Annotated in this window: 18 protein-coding genes; 5 read left to right on the forward strand and 13 right to left on the reverse strand. The window is 50.1% G+C overall.

Annotated elements, in window-relative coordinates:
* The first annotated feature begins 16 nt into the window (after positions 1-16).
* Complete coding sequence (locus C0068_RS04345; RefSeq protein WP_103683269.1) at positions 17-670, forward strand: response regulator transcription factor; 654 nt, start codon at positions 17-19, stop codon at positions 668-670.
* Between the two features lie 13 nt (positions 671-683).
* Here the strand turns inward: C0068_RS04345 and C0068_RS04350 are convergent, their stop codons facing one another.
* Positions 684-3,989 (reverse strand): hybrid sensor histidine kinase/response regulator, encoded by a 3,306-nt coding sequence (locus C0068_RS04350; protein ID WP_233208733.1) that lies wholly within the window; start codon positions 3,987-3,989, stop codon positions 684-686.
* Positions 3,990-4,422: 433 nt separating this feature from the next.
* Between C0068_RS04350 and rapA the strand changes: the two genes are divergently transcribed.
* A complete protein-coding gene (gene rapA, locus C0068_RS04355) occupies positions 4,423-7,317 on the forward strand; it encodes an RNA polymerase-associated protein RapA (RefSeq protein WP_103683380.1) in 2,895 nt (964 codons plus the stop codon).
* 17 nt (positions 7,318-7,334) lie between these two features.
* The gene (locus tag C0068_RS04360) at positions 7,335-7,619 is read left to right on the forward strand and encodes a hypothetical protein (RefSeq protein ID WP_103683271.1); all 285 of its coding nucleotides are present in this window, start codon (positions 7,335-7,337) and stop codon (positions 7,617-7,619) included.
* A gap of 28 nt (positions 7,620-7,647) precedes the next feature.
* Here the strand turns inward: C0068_RS04360 and C0068_RS04365 are convergent, their stop codons facing one another.
* The 3 genes from C0068_RS04365 to C0068_RS04375 all read right to left on the reverse strand — a co-directional run bounded on the left by C0068_RS04365 (position 7,648) and on the right by C0068_RS04375 (position 11,148).
* Entirely contained in the window at positions 7,648-8,697 is a 1,050-nt protein-coding gene (locus tag C0068_RS04365) for an alpha/beta fold hydrolase (protein ID WP_103683272.1), read from the reverse strand.
* A gap of 211 nt (positions 8,698-8,908) precedes the next feature.
* A complete protein-coding gene (gene ilvN / locus C0068_RS04370; RefSeq protein WP_103683381.1) occupies positions 8,909-9,400 on the reverse strand; it encodes an acetolactate synthase small subunit in 492 nt (163 codons plus the stop codon).
* Entirely contained in the window at positions 9,400-11,148 is a 1,749-nt protein-coding gene (locus C0068_RS04375) for an acetolactate synthase 3 large subunit (protein ID WP_103683273.1), read from the reverse strand. The genes ilvN and C0068_RS04375 overlap by 1 nt, the downstream gene beginning before the upstream one ends.
* 513 nt (positions 11,149-11,661) lie before the next feature.
* On the opposite strand from C0068_RS04375, the gene C0068_RS04380 reads away from it, so the two are divergent.
* Positions 11,662-12,111, forward strand: a complete 450-nt coding sequence (locus tag C0068_RS04380) for a DUF4124 domain-containing protein (RefSeq protein WP_103683274.1) — start codon at positions 11,662-11,664, stop codon at positions 12,109-12,111.
* 8 nt (positions 12,112-12,119) lie between these two features.
* Here C0068_RS04380 and C0068_RS04385 read toward each other — a convergent pair whose 3' ends face one another.
* From C0068_RS04385 to rluD, 7 genes are all read right to left on the reverse strand, one after another.
* A complete protein-coding gene (locus C0068_RS04385; protein ID WP_103683275.1) occupies positions 12,120-13,208 on the reverse strand; it encodes a HupE/UreJ family protein in 1,089 nt (362 codons plus the stop codon).
* Entirely contained in the window at positions 13,208-14,323 is a 1,116-nt protein-coding gene (locus tag C0068_RS04390) for a hypothetical protein (protein ID WP_146047837.1), read from the reverse strand. Before C0068_RS04390 ends, C0068_RS04385 begins: the two co-directional genes overlap by 1 nt.
* Position 14,324: 1 nt before the next feature.
* Complete coding sequence (locus C0068_RS04395) at positions 14,325-14,555, reverse strand: hypothetical protein (protein ID WP_103683277.1); 231 nt, start codon at positions 14,553-14,555, stop codon at positions 14,325-14,327.
* A gap of 10 nt (positions 14,556-14,565) precedes the next feature.
* Positions 14,566-16,152: a DUF4331 domain-containing protein gene (locus C0068_RS04400; RefSeq protein WP_103683278.1), complete on the reverse strand. Its 1,587-nt coding sequence runs from the start codon at positions 16,150-16,152 to the stop codon at positions 14,566-14,568.
* A gap of 110 nt (positions 16,153-16,262) precedes the next feature.
* Positions 16,263-18,851 (reverse strand): ATP-dependent chaperone ClpB, encoded by a 2,589-nt coding sequence (clpB, locus tag C0068_RS04405; protein ID WP_103683279.1) that lies wholly within the window; start codon positions 18,849-18,851, stop codon positions 16,263-16,265.
* A 213-nt stretch (positions 18,852-19,064) separates the two neighbouring features.
* On the reverse strand, positions 19,065-19,841 hold the full coding sequence (gene pgeF, locus C0068_RS04410) for a peptidoglycan editing factor PgeF (protein WP_103683280.1): 777 nt from the start codon (positions 19,839-19,841) through the stop codon (positions 19,065-19,067).
* Positions 19,842-19,891: 50 nt separating this feature from the next.
* Positions 19,892-20,848 (reverse strand): 23S rRNA pseudouridine(1911/1915/1917) synthase RluD, encoded by a 957-nt coding sequence (gene rluD / locus C0068_RS04415; RefSeq protein WP_103683281.1) that lies wholly within the window; start codon positions 20,846-20,848, stop codon positions 19,892-19,894.
* Between the two features lie 98 nt (positions 20,849-20,946).
* Between rluD and C0068_RS04420 the strand changes: the two genes are divergently transcribed.
* On the forward strand, positions 20,947-21,813 hold the full coding sequence (locus C0068_RS04420) for an outer membrane protein assembly factor BamD (protein ID WP_103683282.1): 867 nt from the start codon (positions 20,947-20,949) through the stop codon (positions 21,811-21,813).
* A gap of 152 nt (positions 21,814-21,965) precedes the next feature.
* On the opposite strand, the gene C0068_RS04425 is transcribed toward C0068_RS04420, so the two are convergent.
* Both C0068_RS04425 and C0068_RS04430 read right to left on the reverse strand, forming a co-directional pair.
* Positions 21,966-23,591, reverse strand: a complete 1,626-nt coding sequence (locus tag C0068_RS04425; RefSeq protein WP_103683283.1) for a glycerol-3-phosphate dehydrogenase/oxidase — start codon at positions 23,589-23,591, stop codon at positions 21,966-21,968.
* Positions 23,592-23,754: 163 nt separating this feature from the next.
* Positions 23,755-25,383, reverse strand: a complete 1,629-nt coding sequence (locus C0068_RS04430; RefSeq protein ID WP_103683284.1) for an NAD+ synthase — start codon at positions 25,381-25,383, stop codon at positions 23,755-23,757.
* Positions 25,384-25,390 lie beyond the last annotated feature (7 nt).

Genomic DNA, 25,390 nt, shown 5'->3' on the forward strand with positions numbered 1-25,390 from the left:
AAGAAAAAGGCACCCGATGGACTCACTGCGATTTATCATTGCTGACGACCACCCACTATTTCGCGCAGCACTCAAAGCAACGCTTACCCAGAATTTTGAAGGCTGTATCGTCAGCGAAGCAGCATCTATCGCAGAATTACAAAACTTACTTAGCACAGATACTAGCAGTGATCTCATTTTACTCGATTTGCACATGCCTGATGCACAGGGCTTTAGTGGCTTAATCCACTTGCAAGCCCACTACCCTGAGATTCCCGTTATGATTATTTCCGCTAGCGAAACCCCCGAAATAATGTGTCGTGCGATTGACCACGGCGCTGCGGGATTTCTACCCAAAAGCAGCCCAGCCGAAGCAATTAGCGGCGCTATAAATGTCATTATAAATGGTGCTAGATGGCTTCCCGAGGGCGTTAAATATCAAGTGGGACAGAACAGTAAAGAAAAGAAAATGGCTGAAGATATTGCCAGCCTTACGCCACAACAATTCCGCGTTGCCAGCTTGCTAGTCCAGGGCCTACTCAATAAGCAAATTGCCTACGAACTCAATGTGACAGAAGCGACTGTAAAAGCACACGTGACAGAGATTTTTCGCAAACTCGGCGTTCACTCTCGTACACAGGCGGCCTTGGCATTTAGCCAGTTAGATGCCACCCCTCCACAATTAAGCTAATAAATTATATTTCTTAGCGCAGTAAAAGTTGACGCATCACACCCCGTAAAGCAGCGGGCTTAACCGGCTTTGTTAAAAATCGATAACCCGCCTTCTCAACCTGAGCACGCACCTCTACGCTGTTATCAGCGCTGATTATCACCGCGGGCAAACTTGTCTGCCAGTGATAGTTCAACGCCTCTATTAGCTGTAATCCCGTTTCCCCGTTATCTAAATGAAAATCAGCCAGTACAATATCTGGCGCTTTTTCCAAGCGCCATTGAGCGAGCACTTCACCGAGATTACCGCCGCTAAAAACACGGCAGCCCCACTGCCCTAGCAAGGCTTGCATTCCAGCTCGAATACCTACTTCATTATCTATGCATAACACACTCACACCGGTAAGTTCAGACTCCATATCAATCGTATTTCCTTCAACAATACGATCCTGTTGTTTGCCAATGGGCACCTTAATGGTGAATACACTGCCTCGCCCTTCCACTGAAGCAAGTGTTACCTCATGCCCCAGCAAACCACTAATACGTTGAACGATAGACAAACCTAGCCCTAACCCTTTATCAGCATCATTTTGCACCGCACCAGAAACACGCTCAAACTCGTCGAACACCCGCAATTGATCTGTTTTAGAGATACCTGACCCGGTATCCCATACCTGAACCAGAACATGTTTATCACGCCGCCGACACGCCAACAAAACACCACCGGTTCGGGTATAACGCAAGGCATTAGAAAGAAAATTCTGAATCACCCGCCGCAACAATTGTTTATCACTATAAACCCACAGTGTTGATGGCCGATAACGTAATTCCAAGCCATTTCGCTCGGCACTTAGCCCACATTCACGGGCCAGCGGCTCAAGTATTTCCGCTATACAAAAGTCGCGACGCTCAAGCCGAATATTTCCCGAATCCAAACGCGCGATTTCTCGCAAGGATGTAATTAAATTTTCTGCGCCAACCAACGCAGCATCTATATGCCCGACATCCTCCGCGACATCACTACCTTTCGTACGGTGAGCCAAGGCGGCAGTAAATAGCCGCGCCGCGCTAATCGGCTGCAATAAATCGTGGCTGGCCGCGGCTAAAAAGCGACTTTTACTCGCATACACCAAGTTTAATTCCCGCTCAATTCTGGCGCGCGCTTGATTCTCATGAGCCAAGGAATCGTTCGCTGCCGCCAAGGCAGAGGTGCGCTCTGTAACGCGCCGCTCCAACTGTTCCCTAGTCTCATCTAACTCATTAAACATCCGCCGATACTCGCTAATGTCTGTGTAAGTCGTGACATAACCGCCACGCGCCATAGGCGTACCACAAACTTCAATTACCGTACCATTTGGTAAAACTCGTTCAATGCGATAGGGCTTACCGCCGCTTAATAAATCCAAACGCCGAGTAATCGCCCCATCCACATCCGTATCGGCATTCTGTAAATAGCCTCGCTCAGCATTAAACTGATACACCTTGGCAATAGGGCAACCGATATAAAGCAAACGCTCAGGGAAATTGAACAACTCAACATAACGACTATTCCAAGCCACCAAGTCTAAATTAGCATCCACCACGCTAATGCCCTGAGGAATAGTCTCTAAGGTTATCTGTAATAAATCTTGGCCAAATTGTAATTGCTTAGAACTATCACCAATCAACAATACAAATTCATCAAGCTGCAAAGGCTTTTTACGTTGCAATAACTCCAAGGTACGGTGCGCAGACACCGCGCCAACAATTGCCGCCAATGCCGCCTCAACATCTTTCACCACAAAGCGCGGCACGGGGTCATTGGCAAGTAAACGCTGCCCCACTTTTTGTTCAAAGCGCTGCCAAAGCTGCTGGCTTCGATCCGCACCCAAAAGTGGCGTCAATAAGCGCTGCAACTGCCAGCCTTCTATTTTGGTGAGTTCAAAATCGGCTTTTTGATAGCCCTTTACCAATCGAATTTGTGTGAAGGCACGCGCTTGTCGCAACTCGATCGCCCGAAACCGACAGAACAAAGACACCACGACTAAACTCATGCAGTTAAGCAATAAACTCCAAAAAACACCGTGACTTAAGGGATCAGGAAATGGTAAGCCGAACAATGCCTCTGGCCTCAACCAAGACAAGCCAAACAAACCGTCAGTAAGTAAGGGATGCCCCAAACCCAACAAAGCGGGCAGCAGTAAGCAGTAAAACCAAATTGCGCCACCGGAAAATAAGCCGGCAATAACGCCCCGCGAATGCGCTCTAGGCCAATAAAGGGCAGCTAGAATCGACGGCATTAATTGGGCTGCAGCCGCAAAAGACAGTAACCCCAAGGACGCTAAACCACCGCGGCCACTTAACTGCTGCTCCAACAACCACGCAGCCAACAACACGGCCGCTATTGCCGCACGCCTTACCTGCTGTAACCAACGTGCATTGATACTATGAGCGCGATTAAAAAACTGCCAGAGCGGCACCACCCACTCATTACATACCATTACCGACAAGGTCACACAGGCCACAATAACCATTCCCGTTGCCGCCGAAAGCCCACCGAGCAGAGCAACTATCGCCAAGCTCTTACTACCAGCAGCTAAGGGCGCAGACACCACCGTCATATCAGCGTTAAGGGACACCCCCTCTCCGAGTATTGACTGCCCCAAGATAGCTACCGGCGCAATCAATACACCAAACAACGCCAGATAAGCGGGGAATACCCAGCGCGCAGCACGCATATCACGGCGACTGTGATTCTCCACCACCATGACGTGAAACTGCCGAGGCAGACAAACAATCGCCGCCGCCGCTAAGACTAACTGGGTAACAAAATTGACAGGGGCGGGGAAATTAGCCAATTTCCCATACTCAATCTCGACGGCGTTGAGCTCCGCACTAAATAGCACACCTAGCGCAAACAGCCCCACTACCACAAACGCCGTCAGTTTTACCAGCGATTCCACCGCAATAGCCGCCATTAAACCTCGGTGACGATGCCGCTTATCCGCCACTCGCGTACCAAATGCCACGGTAAACACAACTAATATTAGCGCCGCGATAAAACTGGTACTGCTATGGTCCGCAACCAAATTTGGCTGCCACATATGTTGCACGGTTAACCAAGCTTGCGTCACTGCTTTTAATTGCAAGGCAATGTAGGGAAGGCTGCCAGCAACAGCAATTAAGGTCACTAAAGCCGCTAGAAACTGATGTTTACCGTAACGAGAGCCAATAAAGTCGGCAATCGATGTCACTCGGTTTCGCGTGCTCACCACCGATAAGCGCCGAATAAACGGCCAGGCTAATACAAACAGAAGAATCGGCCCAAGATAAATAGGGACAAACGACCAGCCATCATTCACGGCCTGACCAATAGCCCCAAAAAATGTCCATGAACTACAGTAAACGGCCAGCGACAGACTATATATTAAAGCTCGCACTATTGGCGGACGCTGAATATGCCTATCAGCCCACCAGGCGATTAGAAACAAACATGCGACGTATATAAACGCCAATAACACGAGCCACTGACTTTCCAACCCTAAACCCCATCACGCCGATTACCGGCAATCTCCCGAGAATACATACAGTCTAGCGCAGCTCCAGCACGACGGTACTCGACAATAGTCTAGATTCTTAAGCAATTACCCCGCGCAAGCCTGTTCTTGGGCAGATTTACAGTATAAAGACTTTCCCTTAGCGCCCCTGATGCGTAACATTCGCACTCCGGAAATCAGGCTGATTTACGCTGTACGCCCTGAACCTACTCAATACATCGAGCTATACTCATACCTTATGTCTACTATTTTTATCGCCGGCCAACGCTGGATCAGTAACCCCGAACCAGAACTCGGCCTTGGTATTATTCTTGAAGCCGCAAACCGCCGCGTTGTCATCGCTTTCCCCGCCGCAGAAGAAGAACGTACCTATGCGGCAGCCGCAGCGCCTTTGTCCAGAGTCTTATTTCAAGTTGGCGATAATATCGATGTACCCAATCAGGGCCCGCTGATCGTCACCGAGCAGCAAGAACACAATGGCTGCATTGTGTATTTTGCAAAGGACGAAAATGGCGAGATACACCCCGTACCTGAACAAATCTTGAGCGCCAGCATCAAGCTCAGCAATGCCAAAGAGCGTCTACTCGCCGGCCAAGTAGAGCATCACCGCCGCTTTGCACTGCGCGCCGCCACCTTAGAACAGCAAAACACCAGCCAAGCTGCCAGTACCCGAGGCCTGCTAGGGCCAAGAGTTCAATTACTTCCCCACCAGATGTACATCGCCGCCGAAGTCGCAAGCAGGCCTTCGCCCCGCGTACTTCTGGCAGATGAAGTCGGGCTCGGCAAGACTATTGAAGCTGGCTTAATCATTCATCAGCTATTGCTACTTGAGCGCGCAAAACGTGTACTCATCGTGGTGCCAGACAGCTTAGTCCACCAGTGGCTAGTAGAAATGCTACGCCGCTTTAACCTCAAGTTTAGTATTTTTAACGAGGCTCGCTGCCGTCAAATCGACGAGTACGAGGACGAGCCAAGCAGTATTTTCTTTGACGAAGAAGAATCCAAAGAAAAAGAAGAAAACCCCTTTGAAGATGCACAGCTCGTTATCTGCCCACTTAGCTGGATAAGCAGCCACGAGCGTCGCCAGCAGCAACTCTGCGATGCGGGCTGGGATATGCTAGTCGTCGACGAAGCCCATCACCTACATTGGCACGAAGACGGTAGTTCATCTCCCGAATACAAACTGGTCGAGCGCCTAAGCGCAGAAATTGCGTCTGTACTGTTACTAACGGCCACCCCCGAAAATGCCGGCATCGATGGCCATTTTGCCCGTCTTCGCCTACTAGATCCCGCACGCTATCCAGACCTAGACGCCTTTCTTGAAGAACAAAGCCACTACGAAGAAATCAGCGAACTAATACAGGGTTTAAGCGACACAGCCGACGCTGCACTGAGCGACGCAGAGTTTTGCAAACGCTTAGAGACGCTCCTAGGCAGCGATCAACTAAAATCTCTGCAAAGAAATCCGAGCGCGGAACAGTTAGACAAAACGATTCGCGACCTCCTCGATCGCTTCGGCACCGGCCGCATGCTATACCGTAATACCCGCGCCTCCGTCGGCGGCTTTCCAAAGCGAGTTCTCCATGAACACGCACTAAATGCCCCCGCAGGCTATGAACAGGCCTGCACCACAGCAAGCATTGAAGAATCACTTCACCCAGAGCAACTGCTCGGCCCCGCTTGGCTCAAAGCTGACCCCCGTGTTGAGTGGGTAGAAAAATTCCTTCTCCAGAATCCAGATGCAAAGGTGCTCTTAATTGCCGCAGATTCTAATGCGGCACAAGATTTGGAATTGCACCTGAGACTTCGGCGCGGAATCGCCAGCGCGGTATTCCACGAAGACCTGAGCTTAATCGAGCGGGATCGCGCCGCCGCTTATTTTGCCGACCCCGAAGACGGCGCCCAGCTTTTAATCTGTTCAGAAATCGGCAGCGAAGGCCGCAACTTCCAGTTCGCGCAACATCTCGTTCTGTTTGACCTGCCGCTTAACCCAGATTTATTAGAGCAGCGTATTGGCCGCCTAGACCGCATTGGACAACTTGGCGATGTAAACCTCCACGTACCGTATTATGCAGGGAGCGCCCAGGAGAAACTGCTGCATTGGTATCGCGATGCGGTCAATATATTTGAGCAACCCTGCACCGTCGGCAATGCGCTTATTATCGCGTTTGGTGAGGAGCTCAAGGCCGCACTCGCGAGCTCCGACACCACAGTTATTGACTCTTTAATTGCACGCGCTGCCGCTAAAGCCGAAGAGTTACAAGAACACCTGCGCAAGGGTCGCAACCGCTTGCTAGAACTAAATTCATGCCAGCCACAACGCGCCGCCAAATTAATTGCTTCTCTTGAAGCAGAGCAACGCAGCGACACCCTAGCTGACTATATCGAAATGCTAGCAGAGCAATTCGGCTTGGATCATGAAGACCACAGCGACAATGCAATCATCCTTCGCCCCGGCGATCACATGATTACCGAGGCGTTCCCGCACCTACCAGAAGATGGCATTACTGGCACCTTTGACCGCGAGCGCGCACTCAGCCGCGAAGACATCGCCTATTTCAGCTGGGAATACCCACTAGTGAGCAGCGCAATGGACATGGTTATGTCCAGCGACTTTGGTAGCGCCAGCATATGCACCATCGCCGTCAAAGCACTTAAACCTGGCACGCTGTTATTAGAGGCTTTTTTCAGCCCCGCCGTACAAGCACCCGCATGGCTGCAATTACAGCGCTATTTACCCGCACAAAGCTTCCGTCTTGTTACAGACCAGCAGAACCGAAACCTATCTAACGCCGTAGCACACAGCAAATTAAACCAGCTAGCCCAAGGCGTGAAGAAAACCCTGATGCCTGTATTACTGCGAGAAGTACGCGGCAGCATTACGGCTATGATTCCGCATATCGAAAACCTTGCAGAAGACGCCGCCAAAGATTGGATCAAGTCCGCTACTAAAGCCTATGAAACTGATCGCAGCGACGAACGCGAGCGCTTACAGGCTCTAATGAGCCGCAACTCTCATGTGGCGCCGGAAGAATTAGACGTCTTCGATCAAGAAACTGTGCTAGGTTTGAACGCACTGCAATCATTACAACTCAATATGTCTGCATTGCGGCTAGCTATTGTTAGCCAGTAAACGGGCCGGAGAACACCATGTATTTATTTTCAGTTAACGCGACGGCCAAGAAAACGCAGGGTGAATTCACCGAAGGAGAGCAGGCACCGTTTATTGTTTATATCGATTTTAAAGATATGTTCGGCGCCGAAAAGCTAGCCCAACTTTTTGTGATGGCAGAAGGTTTTAAAGACGTCACAATTATCAAACGCAAACTGATCGATAATGCGCAAATCCCCAACAACCCTGCCCTTGCTAAAGACCCACAAATCATTGAAGCCTTGGCAAAGGGCTATTGTGTGCAGGCGTTTAGCGCACACTAAACAAAAGCGCGAGATGGCGCCATCAATGCTAGCGCCCTGCATCCAGCGCTTTTGTAAGCACTTTTTTAAACCTCGCAAAATCTTCAATCTGGGGCAAATGCCCCAAGCCCGGAAGTTCGAATAACTTAGCATTCGGTATTGTCTTGGCGGCTTGCTTACCTAGGCGATCATAACGGCCCAGCTCATAGTCAACATCAGCACGCATCCAATTTCGTCCAGGCCCAGTTCTATCGCGAGTACCGATAATCAAGCTAACAGGAACGGACAAATTCTTGAATTCTGTTACCACGGGCTGGGTAAAAATCATATCGTAGGTTTTGGCATTGACCCAGGCGATTAAATCCTTGTCTGGACCATGAAGCTGCCCCACCATGAAATCGGTCAGCGCCTCATATCGCTCACTCCACTTACCATCGTAATAATTTTTCTGCTGGTACGCTTTAATACCTTCTGCAGTTTTAGCGAGTTCAGCTTTATAAAAGAAGTTTGTGTCTTTGTATTCCACATACTGCAAATAATTTTCCAAACCAATTGGATTGAGCAGAATCAATTGCTGAGTTACTTGCGGATACATCAATGCAAATCGACTAGCCAACATCCCACCCATCGAATGGCCGACAATAATCGCCTTTTCAATTTTCAGAAATGCCAGCAATGACTGGGTCTGCTGCGCCATAGCCGCAAATGAGTACTGGTAGTTGGCCGGCTTAGAGGACTTTCCAAAGCCAATTTGCTCTGGCATCACTACGCTATAACCTAAGCCTTGCAAAAACCGCGCGGTGTCAGCCCAATAATCCGCATTAAAGTTTTTGCCGTGTAGCAATACTACAACAGGTTTATCAGCCTCACCTTTTAAATGGATATACGCCATTTTCAAAGACTGCCGCTGTGACTGAATCGGAAAGAAATTCACGTCAAAATCATAATCTAAGCCACTTAGCTCGGCATCATAACCCTGCTTCGGAGTGGGTTTTCCATCTGCAGCAAAAGCAGAAAGCGATATAGCAAAAACCACAAGCAGGGCAATACTCGCCCTACTTACATTAAGAAAAATACTCTTCGAGAAAAATGAAGCCATAACAAATCCTGCACACGCGTTTATCTACAAAATAAATGAATTGAGACAATAGCAGCCTATCAGATTCACACCTCATACGAGGACAACTGCGACGCAATATATCGTCGCCGCCCCTAAAGCTCCCACATTAAGATCACCTAAGTTTCAAATCAAACTGCAAAAGGTAAAAAAAAGGCGCCCGAAGGCGCCTCGTTTATTACTGGAGTCTGGCTTAGAGACTCAGTACTTTTTCACCGCGAGCAATACCAGATACACCGCTGCGCACCACTTCCATAATCGCCGCCTCACCCACAGCCTCAAGGAAGGAGTCAAGTTTGTCTGCCGCGCCGGTAACCTGAATGGTATACACGCTGGGGCCAACATCGACAATTTGACCGCGGAAAATATCGGTGCAGCGCTTGATCTCTGCACGCTGCGCGCCTGTGGCACGCACTTTTACCAACATCAATTCGCGCTCAATATGCGAACCTTCCGACAGATCAACCAACTTCACCACGTCGATTAATCGATTAAGATGCTTGGTGATTTGTTCGATTTTGTGATCGTCACCAATCGTCGTCAGTGTTAAGCGCGACAGGGTGGGATCTTCCGTAGGCGCAACATTGAGCGTTTCGATGTTATATCCGCGCTGGGAGAACAGGCCCACAACCCGCGACAAAGCACCCGGCTCATTTTCCATTAATACCGATATAATATGTCGCATCATGTACGCTCCGTCTTGCTCAACCACATATCGCGCATCGATCCATTAGGCGCTACATGCATTGGGTAAACATGCTCGTGCGGATCGACGTGAATATCCATAAATACCAAATCATTTTTACGGGCAAAGGCCTCTTTCATTGCCTCTTCCAAATCACTTAACTGGGTCACCTTAATACCAACATGGCCATAGGCCTCTGTTAGTTTGACAAAGTCTGGCAGTGAATTTTCGTAAACACTTTCTGAATAACGACCTTCGTACTGCATGTCTTGCCACTGCTTAACCATGCCGAGGTAACCGTTATACAAGCTGATGATTTTCACCGGAATATTATATTGAGCGCAGGTAGACAACTCCTGAATATTCATTTGAATACTGCCCTCACCGGTAATACAGGCGACGTCCGCATCTGGAAATGCCAGCTTGGCGCCCATCGCAGCGGGCAAGCCAAAGCCCATCGTGCCGAGACCACCGGAGTTTAACCAGCGACGCGGCTCATCAAACTTGTAGTACTGCGCAGCAAACATTTGGTGCTGGCCAACATCCGAGCTCACGTAAGCCTTGCCATGGGTAACTTTACACAGGGTTTCAATAACCTGCTGAGGCTTGATGTAGGGCGTCGATAAGTCATAGCGCGGCTTAAGCCACAGGCCATGTGCATCGCGCCACTCGTCGATTTGACTCCACCAATGTTTCAGCGATGAAGCATCTGGCAAGCTGCTGTCTGCCTCACGCATTTCACGAATCACAGCTAACAAATCGGTGAGAACCGAATCTACTGGCCCAACTATTGGCACGTCAGCGGCAATGGTTTTAGAAATGGCTGCGGGGTCGATATCGATATGAACAATTTTTGCGCCAGGGCAGAATTTGCTGCAGGTATTGGTAACGCGGTCATCAAAACGCGCACCCACCGCCAAAATCACATCGCTGTGATGCATGGCATTATTGGCTTCGTAAAAACCGTGCATACCCAACATGCCGAGGAATTGACGATCGCTAGCAGGAAACGCCCCCAAGCCCATTAGGGTGTGCGTTACCGGAAAATTGAGCTCCCGCGCCAAGACCCGCAATTGCTCAGAGGCATTGCCCTGAACGACACCACCACCGGCATAAATAACCGGACGTTTAGCGCCCAGCAGCAAGCTCGCTGCCTTTTTAATCTGCCCAGAATGGCCACGGGCCGCTGGTGTGTAAGAGCGCAGCTTCACCTTTTTAGGGTAGTTGTACTCGTATTTGTCGTGGGGGTTGGTCAGATCTTTTGGTAAATCAATCACAACCGGACCGGGGCGACCGCTAGAAGCAATGTAAAATGCCTTTTTAATAATCTCTGGAATGTCTTCAGTACGAGACACTTGGAAACTGTGTTTAACGATGGGACGAGAAATGCCCAACATATCAGTTTCTTGGAACGCATCTTCACCAATCAGATGACTCATTACCTGACCCGATAACACCACCATTGGAATCGAATCCATATACGCGGTTGCGATACCAGTAATTGCGTTGGTTGCGCCAGGGCCAGACGTGACCAAGACCACCCCAGGTTTACCCGTCGCACGTGCGTAGCCGTCTGCAGCATGGGTCGCTGCCTGTTCGTGACGCACTAAAATATGAGGGACTTTACAGCTTTTAAACAAAGCATCGTAAATATGCAGTACTGCACCACCGGGGTAGCCAAAGATGAATTCAACACCTTCGTCTTCCATGGCACGCGCGATCATTTCGCCGCCAGATAACAACTCCACTGAAATATCCTCGATTCAGTTTGAATACGCAAAAATCTTGTTAATAGCATCGCCGAGGCAAACCCTCAGCAAAAGATATGAAACAAGAGCAAAAGATGTCGAAACACATTACCACCGGTTCTCAGCCGACACGGCTGAATTCCGGGCGAAACGCCAAAATGCTGCAGGGCAGCGTTTATATGCATCGCGGGATAACGCGGTGCGGGCAATCTCGCAACACAGGTCATGTGTCTGCAGAGTGAATGGAACTACTCGTAGGTAGCAGTACGACACGATGAGTCATACTCTGTACTTTGGCCGCAGGTAAGCGGCGCGGAAAACAGCCATTTGCTATCGTAAAGATAGACTGCGTATTTTTTAACCTATGGCCTCCTATGTCAATACCAAACAAAGACTTAATTCAGGGGAATTGTCCACAGTGGGCTTTTTAACAAGCCAAGTTGCGACCGTTTTTCCACTCTGCGAATAATCTGCCATAATCAAGACAACACATGGTAACGGCCAATATTAATTATGAAGAATTCCGCCCTAACAATTGCACTTTGCGCAGGCCTCTTAATATGCAGCGCAGGCGTTAACGCAGACAAAACCGGTTACTACCGCTGGGCAGACAATGAGGGCAAACAACATTTCACCCAACAGCCGCCGGTTGGTCGTAAATACGATTTTGTCGAAACCCGCAGCGGCGCCACCACCCATAGCGATGGCATTGATTTAGCAGACGAGAGCAATAACGAACAAGAAGTAGACGACAACGGCGCAGCGCCAGAAAAGATGGAAATTCTCCCCCCCAAAGACCCTGTCTTATGCGAAAAGGCCAAGGGAAATATGCAGTCACTGAAGGCCAATGGCGCAAGAATACGCATCACCAATGCCGACGGCAGCACCCGGATGCTAAACCCTGAGGAAATTAAACAACAAGAAAACCGCGCCCAACAAGTCATTAAGCTGCACTGCGAATAAGCCTTGCCTTAAATGCGCTGCGCCGCCATATACAGTCCGCTGGCAATCAATAAGATGCTCGCCAGCGGAAACACCCGACGCTGATACAGCGGTAAAAAGCTAAAGCGATATAAGACCGGCAACACAATAATCACCAAGGCTAACTGTGCCAGCTCTATACCGACATTAAAGCTAGCCAGCGCCAAGAGTTTTAAGGGGCTGGCCGCCAGCAGGTCCGACAGTACACCGGCAAAGCCAAATCCGTGAATTAAGCCCACCCCCATCGCCAAACCACGCTGAAGACGAGCATTCACATCCATTAAGGCCATAAACGCGGCTAAGCTAATCGAGATCGCGATGGCAATTTCTACCGGTTGCGACGGTAGACTAAACCAGCCTAAACTCGCCGCTATCAGGGTAAAGCTGTGTGCCAAGGTGAACATGGTGACAACCAGAGCAACATCGGTAAAAACCCGTCGCAAAGACTCTGCTTGAGTGCCTAGGTTTTTCCGCCGAGTCGCCGGCAACAACAACGCTAATAAAAATAGCATATGGTCGTAACCGACCAGCAAATGCACGACACCCTGCCATAAAAATACGCCAGCCGTGCTTAATGGCGAAATGTCCTCACCCAAGACCAGCGACTGATTTGACGGCGACAATACACTAAGCTGCTTTTCGCCACTCAAATTACTTAGCAATAGCGCTCGGTGTTGTGGGTCGATATTAAATAACAAAGAGTAATCGAGATTCACCGCTGCACGAGATAGGCAGTCAGAGGTCAGCGACCACGACGTATATGGACCGTCACTATGATCACTCATACCCCGCAATACAATATCCAAGCCACAGCGTTCGCCTCCGTGGCTAAGCACAATATGTTTTGCCAATAGGGCTGAAAAAACGGGCTCAGTCGCGCGCAACTCTCCCCAGCTCACAACGCCGTCCCCATTCACATCTATAAGGTCAATGCGCAGCATATCCTGCACTGCAAGGTCTAAGCGGATTTGCTCTGAGCTAATATACAAAAAGCTGTCGCTGGCCTTATGGGCAAAACTTAGATTAGAAAAGACAGCCCCGATCAAGACCAACACTGGAATCAATATTAAGCGCATCATTAGCGCACCTGCACAGCATTAGCCGCGTCTTTCGCATGCGACAAAATCACCGCATCTGGCCATTCACGCTGATGCTCCCAATTTTTTTCTGCCATTAACAAGGCGAGCTGTGGCTGCTGCTCTATCTCTAATAAAAATTGCGCGTAGGCTCGTTTGTGTAAAATCTCGCCACGCCACCGCGCCTCATCGAAGCGCTCTCGCAATATCCTTACAAGCGCCTCATTCCCACCCAAATACTGCTGGGCAATTGCGCGACTCACCGCAAGCGCATCGACCGCAAGGTAATCTTCAGTTAGAGACATGACTTGCTGATAATCCCCTTGATTCAACAGCAGACTGGCAAGACGCGCACGGGTGTATAAATCACCGCGATTAAGCTGCAGCGCCAACTGCCATAGCGCAAGCGCGTCGTCGCGGCCAGCGCGCTCGGCTATGTCGGCAAGAGTTCCGCTCGCCCAGATCAACGCCTGCCGATCAGCTAACACGCCTACGGCTGCCATTGCCTGCTTTAGCGCCTGATAGGCTGCATCCGCGTCACCGCTTACTGCCTGCAATTGCTGCACACAACTGGCCGCATAAAGACTATTTTCATATTGTTTTAGCGACGAGCAGGCCTGCTCAGCCGCCTGATAATTGCCGCTAACAAAGCTGATAGTAAATCGCATCATGCGTGATTCGAGATTATCTGCTTTCATCGCTGATATCTTATTTAGGTCAGCCAAGGCTTCATCAAATAAGTGCAGACTTTGCCGCAGCGACGCCCGATAAAAATAAAATGGCGCACTCTGCTTGTGATTGGGGATTGCAGCAAGCTCACGCTCGGCGTCACCTAAAAAGCGGGGATTGGCGGTTTCTCTGAATAAAACTAAAGCCTGCTTTGCGGCTTTAAGGTGTTGTTCTGGCGTTATTACGGTTGCGCCGGAAGAAACAATTGCTGATGAACTGATACGAAAAATGATCTCATCGTTTGTGCTTGGTTGATAAATGCTTGGCCCATCTACGTTGCCAGCGTCCGCCCACAAGCGCCCTGCCAAGGCGATATAAATCATAATCGCAAAAAAAATAGCGCGGCGATAAACGCACCGCCGCGCTACTTCTCGTTTCGGACTACTCAAGTTACAGACTGTCGACATCAATCGGATCAGAGCTGTCGGTAATCGTTTTGTCATTCACCGATATCGGTTCGGCATTTGCATCTTGCATAAATACCGAAGTAAGTAGCTGATTAGCACTAATTGCCATATCACCGCCACCTGCCGCTTTCCCGTCGTACTTATCGTCGTCATTACACGCCGCTAAACCAAGACCCAAGCCAATAAACAGGCTGCATTTAATGATGGTGTTCATAAACGCCTCCTTATCTATTCGCGGTTGCTACGCCAGGGATTGGGGTGTTCAGGTATGGAAACACCGTTAAGTAATCTGCCGTTGACGGTAAAGCGCCGTCATTCACCACTGCGCCAGCATTGGCAACTGCAGGTGAAGCACCACTTAGATCGCAGGTTTGTAACCCATTGGCACCCAATAGCGCACCTTCCGCGACGGTTAGGGCGATATCAACCACATCGTCCGTCACGCGACGTCCATTTGGGAAACCCGCCAAGTCACAGCCTAAAAAGCCAAGGTCACTGTAACCAGCAGCACCAGGCACAACCGGCGCAATGGCCACATTCATGCGCAGCATTTCACCCGGCGTAGTCAGGTTTGCCGGAGCGGTAAACTTGAAGTTTGCCGGTGTGTCATTCGGCCCAGTTGTTACACCGGTTACAAACGCTGCCAATAAATCCGCGCGGCCACCCTCCGGCTTGGGTGCAGGAACATTAAACAGGACTTCAATCAATGTTGGCAGAGTCGGGTACAACACATAGCTACCGAAATTTGCCACATCATCTTTAGGCTCACTGGCATTAAATTTGTCTTTGTCGGTAATACCAATAACCACCTCATTCACCAGCGGGCTGCCCAAGCGGGAAACCTGTGTCCACGCGCCGAGCTCAACCGAGGGACCTTTGCCAGATGCGGTATCGGTAGGGCCAGTGGGCGAGGGATTTAACACACGACCCTGACGCTTACTCGCCGTCGTCCATGCACCAATTACGGTATCGTCGCCGCTTGTTAAGCAACTTGAAGGTATTTCCAAGGCCATCGAAGTTACGTTTTTATCGTCAATGGTATTGCTGCGAGAATCACGGGCGCCCAAGGGATTAAGGTTTACTTGGTCGAATATTTCACCCAAATTCACCACAAAGCCTTCGCGGCGCTGGCCCACAAATAAGCGACCCGGTGTAGCGCAACCCGGAACAGCAACCTCATAGATATACTGATTCGCGTAAGACTCATAATCGGGAATCGTTAGCGCGCCAATATTATCAACGGGTTTGGTGAAGGTCGTATTGCTGCCCCCAGCCTGACTCAGCGCGCTACGCGTTCCGGTGCGACGGTCGCCGCGCACAACATTCACAGAGTAGGTTTCAACTACGTTTAGCAAACCGGTTTGACCACCAACAACACTGGCTGGCGCAACCGCTGCCAAAGGCACCTGAACATCGCTGCCGGCACCGGTATCAATACCGCCGTCGCGGATTAAGCCGGACGCATTGGCTTGGCCATAGGCATTGTTAAATTGAAACTGAAAGGTGATGTCTTCTACTGCATCGCCATTATTGTCGACATGAATTTCGTAAAGCGCGGTGGGATCTAAGGTAAAGTAATTTGGCCCGCCGTAGGCGTCTTGCAAGGGCTGGTAATTTGCAATCAAGGTAACAAAATCACCTCGACCTGCTTCATAGCTGCGGAACATGTAAAAATCTGTGCCATCCACCTTGGGCGAACCGGCTATAAACGGTGCCTCCCGGTGACTAGATGCAACTGCAAACTGGCTGATGACGCTAGCGCTGAGTAATGACAGCGCGAAGATCTGCCCCCGTGTAGATAATTTCATCATAGCACCTCGGTTATTATGGATTGTCCGCAGTTTGTACGCGGCCCCACTCAACTCAGATCACTAAAATAAAACTATCTACACAAAAGCCATTGCCGATAACTTATATGACGCTATTGTAAGCGCGCCGTACTAAACACAATATCATCACCGTCGACCGTCGCAGCAATCACTTGCCCAGGACTAAACTCCCCCTTGAGCAAGCGCTGCGCTAGTGGGTTTTCAAAGCGCTGCTGGATGGCCCGCTTTAGCGGCCTTGCACCGTATACCGGATCAAAACCAACATCCGCCAGCCGATCTAGTGCCTCATCACTTACCTCTAAGCGCAACTCTCGCTCCGCTAAACGCTGATTGAGTATACCCAACTGAATACCGGCAATAGCCTGCACCTGATGACGGTCTAAAGGCTCAAACACCACCAACTCATCAACGCGGTTAATAAATTCCGGGCGGAAATGTCCAGAAACCACATTCAAAACCGCCTCTCTGATTTTGTCGTAGCCACTGCTCGCCAAGGTCATCTCCTGAATCACATCGGAACCTAGATTCGAGGTCATCACAATAACCGTATTTCTAAAATCAACGGTACGACCCTGGCCATCCGTTAAACGGCCATCGTCTAAAACCTGCAATAAAATATTAAACACATCGGGATGTGCTTTTTCTACTTCATCCAAGAGCAGCAAGGAGTATGGGCGTCTGCGCACCGCTTCTGTTAAGTAGCCGCCCTCTTCGTAACCGACATAGCCGGGAGGCGCACCAATCAGGCGAGCAACAGAATGTTTCTCCATGAACTCCGACATATCAATGCGCACCATCGCGTCTTCACTATCGTAAAGAAACATCGACAACGCCTTACACAACTCAGTTTTCCCAACACCGGTTGGCCCCAAGAACAAAAATGATCCATTGGGACGGTTAGGATCGCTCAAACCGGCACGAGAGCGCCGAACCGCATTTGAAACCGCATCGACCGCTTCCACTTGACCAATTACGCGACGGTGCAGCTCATCTTCCATACGCAATAATTTATCTCGTTCGCCCTCAAGCATTTTGCTAATGGGAATACCGGTCCAACGCGAAACTACCTCGGCAACTTCTTCTTCGGTAACTTTATTGCGCAATAACTGCATTTCGCCATGATCGACAGAGTCGGCATCGGCAAGTTTTTTCTCAAGATTCGGAATAATGCCGTACTGCAATTCTGACATGCGCGTCAGATCACCCGCGCGACGAGCACCGTCCATATCCAGCTTGGCCTTCTCAAGATCTATCTTAATTTGAGCAGAACCCTGCAAGGCCGCTTTTTCACCCTTCCAAATTTCATCTAAGTCGGCAAACTCTTTACCAACTTTTTCAATATCTAAATTTAATTTTTCTAATTGCTTGCGGGCGGCATCATCGTCTTCTTTTTTTACCGCTTCGCGCTGAATTTTTAATTGAATCAAACGCCGCTCTAGCCTATCCATTACCTCGGGTTTTGAATCAATTTCCATACGAATACGGCTCGCCGCTTCGTCGATTAAGTCAATCGCCTTATCCGGTAACTGCCTATCGGTAATATAGCGCTGCGACAACTTAGTCGCGGCAATGATTGCCGAGTCTGTGATATCAACGCTGTGATGCACCTCATAGCGCTCTTTTAAACCGCGTAGAATCGCAATAGTATCTTCTTCAGTAGGCTCTTCTACCAACACTTTTTGGAAACGCCGCTCAAGTGCCGCGTCTTTTTCAATAGACTGACGATATTCATTTAAAGTGGTTGCACCTACGCAATGCAGTTCGCCACGCGCCAAGGCCGGCTTTAGCATATTGCCCGCATCCATAGCGCCGTCAGCCTTACCTGCGCCTACCATCGTATGCAGTTCGTCGATAAATAATATTACCCGGCCCTCTTCTTTGCCGAGTTCATTGAGGACTGCTTTTAAACGCTCTTCGAAGTCACCGCGAAACTTAGCCCCCGCCAATAGCGCGGCTAAGTCTAAAGAAAGCACTCGTTTACCCTTTAGGCCTTCAGGCACTTCACCGTTAACGATTCGTTGCGCCAAACCTTCAACAATCGCTGTTTTACCTACCCCAGGCTCACCGATTAAAACCGGATTATTTTTCGTTCTGCGCTGCAATACTTGAATAGTTCGACGGATTTCGTCATCGCGACCAATTACCGGATCGAGTTTGCCCGACGCGGCGCGCTCAGTAAGGTCTATCGTGTATTTATCTAACGCCTGCCGAGACTCCTCTGCGGAGGCATCATTGACCGACTGACCACCGCGAATTTTATCAATCGCAGCAATTAATGCCGGTTTCGCAACGCCACTCGCTGTTAGTAGATTCGCGGTCTCACCGCCGACCTCCAACATCGCCAATAAAATCAATTCGCTAGATATATAACTGTCTTGACGCTGCTGCGAAAGCTTGTCGCAAACATTGAACACTCTAGCCAAGGTTTGAGATACATGAACTTCACCATTTGCTCCCTGCACGGTTGGCAAACGATCTAACTCAGCGGCAATTTTTTGCTCTAATGCTGGCACATTCGCACCTGACTGAGCCAATAGTGGCCGAGTGCTGCCGCCCTGCTGCTTTAGCAGTGCCGACAATAAATGTACCGCTTCAATATATTGATGATCCTTACCAAGCGCGAGCGACTGCGCATCGGCAAGTGCAGTTTGCAATGAATTCGTAAAACGATCAGCACGCATATCGGGCTCCCCAACAAAACCATAAATCGACGAAGTAAGACTCCGTCTTCCATGACCTATAAATGGGGGACAGGCAAGACAATTTCAAGCGGGAAAATTTAGAGAAATATACTTATTAAAAAATGTGTACATAATCGCCGGCAGCTGCACGACGGCTAAAGTCGTGACGAGAGGGAGTTTTATTGTATTAAATGCGAGCTTTAAGGCTAATTTTTAACGGCGATAAATAAGGCTAACTTGCCGCCCCGTCTGACCGTCGCGACGGAAGGAATAAAATCGCTCGGCATCAGCATAGGTACATAAGTCACCGCCACCAATCCAAGCCACCCCCAAGTTATGAAGCTGAGCTTTCGCCAAGGCATTTAGATCCGCATAAAAATGCCCCTGTTTATTAATAGATGGACTAAATGCAGCGTCAATTTGCTCCTTGGGCACTCCTGCAAAACCATCAACAAATGCCCGATACACCTCTGGCCCAACCTCAAAATGAGCCTGCGATATTGCTGGCCCACACCATGCCATCAACTCTTGGGGCGGGCAATTAAACGCCTTAACCGTGTTAGCCAACACACCGGCAAGCAAGCCGCGCCAGCCGGCATGAGCGGCGGCAACAGCACTGCCATCTATTTTGCAAAACAATACGGGCAGGCAATCGGCGGTTAACACCACGCTGGCGAGACCTTGTATATGGCTGATACTGGCATCAGCGACGGCGACTTCGCCCCGCTCAGCAGACACAAGATGAACCTCTGTTCCGTGAACCTGCTGCAGCCACGCTATAGCGTTTAAGCCATCACATGCAGATAGCAGCGCGTCGCGATTCTTACTAACGCTAGCAGGGAGGTCGTCAACATGATCACCGAGGTTAAAGTGAGAATACGGCTCGACACTTGCGCCGGCAAAGCCCGCTAGACCATTTCGTGTCGTCGCTAGAGCCACGACGTTCGCAGGTGCTGGCCAATCTGGAAAAATGATCTTATCAGCGGCCATTACTCACCTTCCTTGCAGAAGAGTTTTGGCTTAGCACGCTGACAGCTCATTTAGCGCACGTCTTCCGTTGCTAGCACCGCCAGTAGGGCTTTCATATCATCCGGCAGCGGTACTTCCCAAGACATGGTATCGCCAGAAATTGGGTGTTCCAGCTCCAATTTGCGGGCATGCAAGGCTTGGCGGCCAAAGCCCCGCAGAGTGGTAATTAGCAGATCCGTTGCCCCTTTTGGCAGCCTCGGACGCCCAGCGTAAAGCGGATCGCCCAGTAAGGGATACTTTATATGGGCCATGTGCACCCGAATTTGGTGGGTTCGGCCGGTCTCTAAGAAACAGCGGATATGGGTGTGATTAAGGAAGCGGCGCGTCACCCGATAGTGGGTAACCGCCTCTTTACCACCGACCTGCGACACCGCCATCTTAGTGCGCTGACGCGGGTGACGCCCCATTGGCTCATCAACGGTGCCACCGCCGGTCATGGTGCCAAACACAACGGCATCATACTCGCGGTGTACTTCCCGCGCCTGCAGCTGGGCAACTAGACTGGTATGCGCTTCTATGGTTTTTGCGGCAATCATTAAGCCCGTTGTGTCCCGATCAAGGCGGTGAACAATACCTGCACGGGGGACTTTATCGATTTCTGGAAAATGGTTTAACAAGGCGTTCAGCAATGTGCCGTCGGGATTACCCGCGCCTGGGTGCACAACAAGGCCCGCCGGCTTATTAATGACGATGACATCATCGTCTTCATACACGATGTCCAAATCGATGGGCTCCGCCACCGAGCGAACTTCAACCTGTAACTCGGCCTTTAACAACAGGGTTTCGCCATCTAAAACCTTGTCCCGTGTGCGCCTCACCTTACCGTCAACGGTCAACTCGCCACTTTTGATCCAGGTTTGCAGCCGAGAGCGGGAATATTCGGGGAACAACTGCGCCGCTACTTGGTCGAAACGCTCGCCATTGTGGGCGTCTGGGACAATTTCCTGTCGTTCTATAATTTCGGTCATAATGTGATTCTTTATACCATCTTCGCGCTGTGTTTAAATAGCAGACCCTCGCCATGGCAAGGTGTCGTCGGGGATATTCCGCCATTTGGAAAAATTACATGAAAGCTGTCGTTAAAGTCTTTGTACTACTGTTTATTACCGTTCTGGTCGTTGGCTGTGCCAGCAAACCAGAGCGCTCGGAACTCTCCGAACGGGAAATCTACGAAACGGCGCAAGGCTACCTGAAAAGCAAGAACTTTGCATTGGCTGTGGATAATTTACAGCTACTGGAAAGCCGCTACCCCTTTGGGCCTTACGCTGAACAAGCCCAGCTAGAAATCATATACGCCCACTACCGTCGTGGCGACAATGAGGCTGCTGTTGCGGCTGCGGATCGCTTTATTCGTCTGCATCCCCAGCACCAAAAAGTTGATTACGCCTATTATATGCGTGGCTTGGCAAACTATACCGATGGTGAAGGCTTCTTAGAGCGCTTCGTTCCCACGGATATGACCCAGCGCGACCCTGGCTCAACCATTCAATCATTTGACGATTTTAGGCAGCTGCTGCAGCGCTTTCCAAACAGCGAATACGCACCCGACGCCAAAGCGCGAATGATTCAATTGCGCAACCGCCTAGCTCGCTACGAAATCAATGTGGCCAACTACTACTTTAAGCGCAAAGCCTATTTGGCCGCCGCTAACCGTGGTCGCTACGTTATCGAAAACCTGCCGCAAACCCCTGCCACGCCAGACGCCCTTGCGGTCATGGTGCAAGCCTACCTGCTGTTAGGCATGAACGACCTAGCAGAACAATCTTTGAGCGTACTGCGCAAAAACTACCCCGACCATCCATCGCTGGATAAAAACGGCAACTTTGTTAGCCAGGTTGGGATTGAGCAAGAAGGCTCCTTTGTGAACAAGGCGACCTTGGGTTTGTTTGATCGCTACGAACCGCCGAAGTTTGATAATCGGGAAGATGATTAGGGGCTAGCTAGACGTCGGGCGACTGGCGTCTGATGCGAGCAAACACGAAGCCCGAAACGTACAATCATCGTTTCGGGCTTTTTTGTGAGCTAAGAAACCCTCAACACCCAAACTAGAACAGCAGCTTGTCCGGCCACCACTTTGCCATGCCGTCAGACATCCGACGCCCGACGCTCAGCCGTCGCCTCAACATACTCCTGCAACTTCGCCTCAGCTTCATCGCCAAATAAAATCTCACAGGCTTCTTTCAAACCCGGTGCGTTGATAATTTCGTCGCGGCGTACAACAAGCGAGATCTTCGATCGACGGCGCAGAAAATCCTCTAGCTTGGTAATCATTTCTCGGCGTGCGGCGTGTTCTATTTCGCAGCGCAGGTACTCCGCGTTTTCTATTAGCAATTCAGCGCAAGAGGGGTCTTCTCTTATCATTTCCAGCATTTCTATGGCGCTGCGGCCATAGCGCCGCCACAGGCGTTGGGTCAGCGGTTCTGATGAAGACGCGTCGGTCATGTCATCCAGCCCCATCAACTTAGCCTGGTGCATAAACTCTTCCTTAACGCTATTACCCGGCTCGCCATACCAGCGCTTGTCAGGAAATGGCACGGCAATGCCAAGTTTAGCGATTATCTCAGAGACCTCGTCGCCTACATTTAAACAATCGGTAAGCTTGCCACCAAAAATACTCAGGTGCTGGTCTTTGTTATTGATATCTATCGCGTGCTTGCGTGACAGTTTCACCCAATCCGCAACGCCATCGCGCCCTTTTAATGCCAATGGTCTCACCCCGCAGCGCTCCGCAATCACATCCGCCGCCGTCAATGGTCGCTCCAACTTTAGCAAGGCATTGACGTTATCTAATACAAACTGCCGGTCCGCGGCGGTGAGCTCAACCTCTGGACTGGACTCCTGCGTATCGGTGGTGCCAATACAGGTTTTTGGCCCCATAGGAATAACAAAAAACAAACGCCCATCGCTGGCAAAGAAGGTCAATATTCTCTGAGTATCACAGATACGATCAACGATTAAATGCACCCCCTTTGAGAACAAATGCCGATGTTCGGTCTGCTGGCCTGTCAACTTATTATGCTGATCAACATAGGGGCCACAGGCATTGATTAAGACACGGCTGCGCACCGTAAACGTGTCGCCACTAATCGTATCTTTTAAAGTGGAATGCCAAAGTCCACCTTTACGCTGAGCACCAAGGGATTCAACATAATTCGCGGCAATACAGCCGTAGTTCAAGCTGGTGCGGATAAAGTTAAAAACAAAACGTGCATCATTGTCATACAAATAGCAGTCAGAATATTCAAAGCCGCCCGCCGCTCGCGAAGTGTTGATCACCTCTTCGCGTTTACTGAGTCCCGCTGGACTCAAGTACTTTGGCGCGCGGGTAACAAAGCGACCGATAATCCAATACAGGATAGTGCCGAGATACACCACGAATGCAGGAAGTCGAAAGCCCTTTTGGATGGTGGTTAAAAACCGAATTTCCTTCACAGTGGACGGATAGCTGCGCATTAAGTGATTGCGACTACGGCACAGTTTATCAACCAGTAAATATTCGTGATTTTCTAAATACTTGATGCCGCCCCACGCTAAATTAGAGGAATTTGAGCTGGTAAGGCCGGCGAAGTCGCCCTTGTCTACCAGGGCAACCTTCACCCCTTTGGCCGCCAAGGAGGCAGCAGATACCGCGCCGTTTATACCGCCACCAAGAATAAGCACGTCAAAGTAGCCATCACGCAGTTTACTTACATTGCTTGCCCGTAATTCCATTGTGGCCCCGAGTGTTTGTGGACGTCAGTAATAAAAAGTGAGATATGCAAACCAGAAAGCGCGGCTGCACAGCTTATCGGAAATTAAGCAAAAAGCCCGCCGAGCGGGCTTATTCAAAAGAATTGTATGAAGTCGCCGCAGTTCTGCGCGACAAGAAGCTAACCTAGTCGCCGATTACCCACTTTTGCGTAATCGGATAGCGGCGATCTCGCCCAAAACCACGCTCGGTAATACGCGTTCCTATAGGCGCTTGGCGACGCTTGTATTCATTGAGATCTACCAAACGCAAAATTCGATAAACCATGTCGCGGTCAAATCCGGCTGCAATAATAGTCTCTGCGCTCTCGTCGCCTTCAATATACCTTTCCAACACCTGATCCAAAATATCGTAGGGCGGCAAGCTGTCTTGATCTTTTTGATCCGGCGCCAACTCTGCCGACGGCGGCCGATCAATGACCCGCTGCGGTATGACCGGCGTTACTGTATTGCGATATCTAGCTAGCTCAAACACCCGCATTTTAGACACGTCTTTTAGTACGTCGAAACCACCGGCCATATCACCATATAAAGTAGAGTAACCGACGGCAACTTCACTTTTATTACCGGTAGTCAGCACCAAATAGCCTTTCTTGTTTGAGATGGCCATCAATAGCACGCCACGGCAGCGAGCCTGCAAATTCTCTTCGGTTTTGTCCACAGACATACCCGCGAATTCGTCGCTAAGCGCCGCCATAAAACTGTCGTACATCGCTTCAATCGACATAACTTTGTAACTCACGCCCTGCACCTTGGCCTGAGCTTGGGCATCTTCCATGCTCATAGACGCGGTATAGCGGAAGGGCATCATTACCGCTTCAACGCGATCTGCGCCTAAAGCGTCAACGGCAATAGCCAAGGTCAAAGCAGAATCAATACCGCCAGACAAACCCAAAACCACACCGTTAAAGCCATTTTTATTTACGTAGTCCCGCACGCCGAGCACCAGCGTTTCATAAATATCTTCTAGCACGGGACGCAGATCAGTGACCTCACCATCGTCAAACCGCAGGCGGCGACCATCCCAGCGAGCCGTGACGCAATTTATATATTCAACATAGGCGGGGCTGCGCGCAATTAACTCACCCTCAGCAGATACCACCATAGACGCGCCATCAAATACTAACTCGTCCTGTCCACCAACTAAGTTGCAATACACCACTGGCATACCGCCCTGCCATGCGCGCTGCGCCAATAACGCTTCGCGTTCTATTTGCTTACCGGCATGAAATGGCGAGGCACTAAGATTCAGCATTAGCTGTGCGCCTTCGGCTTTGGCACCGGCCGTGGGGGCATCTTCCCACACGTCCTCACAAATGCTGATTGCCGTCGGCACGCCGAAGATATCCATCACCAAGGTATCTCGGCCTTCTTTGAAATAACGCTTTTCATCAAAAACGCGGTAATTCGGCAAGCACTGCTTGTGATATTCGTTCACCAATTTGCCGCCAAAAAACACCCCAGCAGCGTTAAATAAATCCCCATCAATCGCCCGTGGATAACCAACAATCACATAGCATTTAGGCGCATGGGTGGCAATGCGCTGCAGAGCGCGCTCAACCCGATGGGCAAGACTCGCGCGCAATAATAAGTCTTCTGGTGGATAACCAGTCACCACCAACTCGGGAAACAAAATCAGCTGGGGGTCATGACGCGACACAGCTGTTTCAATAGCGGCGACGATCTTATTGGTATTGCCCTCGATATCTCCGACGACGGGATTTATCTGAGCCATAACGATACGCAGGGAAGTCATTAATGCA

The organism is Zhongshania marina (assembly GCF_002915595.1).
Lineage (GTDB): Bacteria > Pseudomonadota > Gammaproteobacteria > Pseudomonadales > Spongiibacteraceae > Spongiibacter > Spongiibacter marinus_B.